The organism is Chromatiales bacterium, from assembly GCA_014323925.1.
Classification (GTDB): domain Bacteria; phylum Pseudomonadota; class Gammaproteobacteria; order Poriferisulfidales; family Oxydemutatoraceae; genus SP5GCR1.
The window spans coordinates 1-3,019 of record JACONC010000028.1 but is presented as its reverse complement, the minus strand read 5'-3'; the positions used below and the strand labels follow the sequence as shown (position 1 = coordinate 3,019).

General features: G+C 47.9%; 2 protein-coding genes. One reads left to right on the top strand and one right to left on the bottom strand.

Translation table 11 applies throughout. The annotated features are described in order from the left end of the window. Nucleotides 1–23: 23 nt before the first annotated feature. Nucleotides 24–2,753, top strand: coding sequence for a cadherin-like beta sandwich domain-containing protein (locus GDA45_07825; protein MBC6414769.1), 2,730 nt, complete (start codon nucleotides 24–26; stop codon nucleotides 2,751–2,753). Nucleotides 2,754–2,811: 58 nt separating this feature from the next. On the opposite strand, the gene GDA45_07820 is transcribed toward GDA45_07825, so the two are convergent. Next, on the bottom strand, nucleotides 2,812–3,019 hold a 208-nt coding region (locus GDA45_07820), incomplete at its 5' end, for a hypothetical protein (GenBank protein MBC6414768.1).

Here is a 3,019-nt window from a genome sequence, read left to right as displayed (position 1 = left end):
GCAATTTGCTCGCCAATAGTTCAGTGCAAGGAAGTGTGGAAGGTAGCGATGCTTGGGTCGGTGGTCTGGTCGGCCTGAATTATGGTGCAATTATCAACGGCTATGCGGAAGGTAGTGTTAAAGGGCATACGAGTGTCGGTGGTTTAGCCGGTTATAGTTTAGGTCCAATTAGCAATAGCTATGCGTCGGTTGATATTGAGGCAAAGGCCTACAGCGGTGGTTTAGTCGGTTATAACCATCACCGAGAAGACTTTAATTATGGTGGCCGGATTACTAATAGTTATGCTACTGGTAGCGTGCAAAGCGGTTTTGGTGTTGGTGGTTTAGTGGGTTACAACAGTGGCGGTTTTATCAATGATGTGTATGCGAGTGGTCCTGTGGTGGGCAGTGTCAATGTCGGTGGTTTGGTCGGCTACAATGCTGCCAATGGTCGGATTAATGGTCGGATTGAAAACGGTTATGCCTTAGGTGTCGTATCGGGAGGAGTCAGCGTCGGTGGTTTAGTGGGTTATAGCGATAGCAACGCTGTCATCATCAACAGTTACTGGGACAGTGATGTGAGCGGTATAGATATCAGTGCAGGTGGTACATCTAGGACTAGTGTCGAGTTACTGACTAATGTGGAGTTACTTTCGTCTGCATCAACTACAACGGTATATGCTAATTGGTCAGCAGACAACTGGGATTTTGGTTCTCAAGCTTCCCTCAAATATCCGACGCTTAAATACCGGCTGGGCACTGATAGCTATGGTAATCAGATCTGTGGTGCCGATGTGTCATTACCTGATTGTGGCACCGCTTTGCCCGACCAAGGACAGCCCGGCAGTCTGGGGCAACTTGCCCTGACAACACTTACTCTGTCGGAGGGTGTTCTGGAGCCACCGTTTGATCCGACGCAGACTTATTACGAGATATTAGATATCCCTGCCGAGCAAACAGATGTGACAATTGCCGCAACGATAAACAACAATCAAGCAACGATTACTATTGATGATATGCCGCTAAGCGGGGAGGTCACAATTAGTCGGAATGGTATCGGTTCTACTCTTGAGGACGGTATCCAAATCGTGTTAACGGCAATTGACCAATCCACTCAGCAATATACGATAGTGTTGCCGACGCAACCAGTGCTGACCGGGCTAGCCACCTCACCGTGTCGTGAAGACGATATAGATATAGACGACGACGGTTTGATAGAGATTTGCGACATAGAGGGTTTGTATGCGATGCGCTATCAGTTGGATGGTTCAGGTTATCGACCATCTAGTAATGCTAATTTAGTCACTACCAGTTGCGGGGGTGGTGACGGCAACGATACCTGTAACGGCTACGAGTTGATGCGCGACTTAGATTTCAACAATCCCGATCATTACAGAGAAAGTCGCAATCAGGCAATATGGACGGTAGCCGACTATGGTGATATGACAGATAGAGGTTGGCGTCCGATAGGTCATCCGACCCGCCCTTTCAATGCCATATTCACCGGCAACGGTTATACCATTTCTAATTTGGCAATCAATAGAGATGATAGCGACTATGTGGGATTGTTCGGTAATACGGCTAGTGATGCTGAGATAGCGAATGTCGGATTATCGGATGTGACGATACAGGGCAGATCTTTAGTGGGTGGCTTGGTCGGCCGGAACAATGAGAGCACGATAGAGCATAGCTATGTCAGCGGAGATGTGTTGGGGCACGACATCCTAGTGGGTGGCTTGGTTGGTTGGCATGGAGGACGCATCAATAACAGCTATGTCATGGGTATGGTGTCAGGAAACCGGGAGGTTGGTGGTCTGGTGGGTACTAGTTATAGTATAGATAACAATAGTACGAGTACGATTATCAACAGTTATGCGCTAAGCAATGTTCAGGGACGGACTTTCGTAGGTGGCTTGATAGGTCTAAATGTGGAGTTGACAAGTAACAGCTATGCCAGTGGCGGGGTAAACGGTATTATTACTGTTGGTGGTTTAGTTGGTCTAAATGCGGGCATCATTGAAAACAGCTACGCCAGCGGCAGCAGCAGCGGAGATGATTTCATAGGAGGATTGATAGGTGACAATAGGGTGTCCGTGCGCACTAGTTATGCCAACGGTGCCGTCAGTGGGAATAGGTTTGTCGGCGGCTTAATAGGTATAAATAGCGGGTCAATCGTCGATAGCTATTGGGATAGAGAGACAAGTGGTATAGGCACGAGTGCCGGCAGCCCAGACGCCAATGGTTTGACTACAAACCAGCTGCAAACATCCAATTTGTTTGATGGATGGTCATCAGAGCAGTGGGATGTTGCCGCCGGCCGGTATCCAGCCCTAAAATATACAGCCGGCGATGACAATGAGAACCCGACCTGTGACAATGAAGTGGAGACTGATCTACCACCTTGTGGAATCGTATTATCTGCACAAATTCCTGGTCTTTTGGATAGCCTCACCGTGTTCGGGGGTATATTGACACCTCAGTTTGATCCACAAATGCCTAGCTATAATGTCGATGCGAGTATAGATGAAATAGAACTGCGAGCAACAGCCGCCGATAGTCTTATTACCGTTCGTATTGATGAATCAGCAGAAGCATCAACAAATACCAATAGCATCAGTCAAACTATTCCCATCTTAGATGATCGCACAACTACAATTACTGTCGTAGTGACCGCCCAAGACGGAAGTAGGACGGAAACCTACACGATAACAGTGCACCCAACTACCGGCATCCGTGTTCGGGTTAAGGTCTTCCTAGAAGGGCCACTACGCTAGAACCGTAGCAATAGTTTTAGGAAATTTTAATCAAAGCGATCTACCTTTGCCGCACTTTTTATGCATCGGCCGGCCATAGCGAAGGGTGGTGCCGACGCCAATATCGCCTATCGCTAGAGCGATACGATTGTAGATCAAAGTTATGCTGAGCCGGGAAGTCAAAAATCAATGCGCCGCTGAGTGCAGTATCCAATACTTGAATACCTCGGCTATAGTAACGAGCGATAATATCAGGCTTGGGCAATGCATAACGGTTGCCATAACTG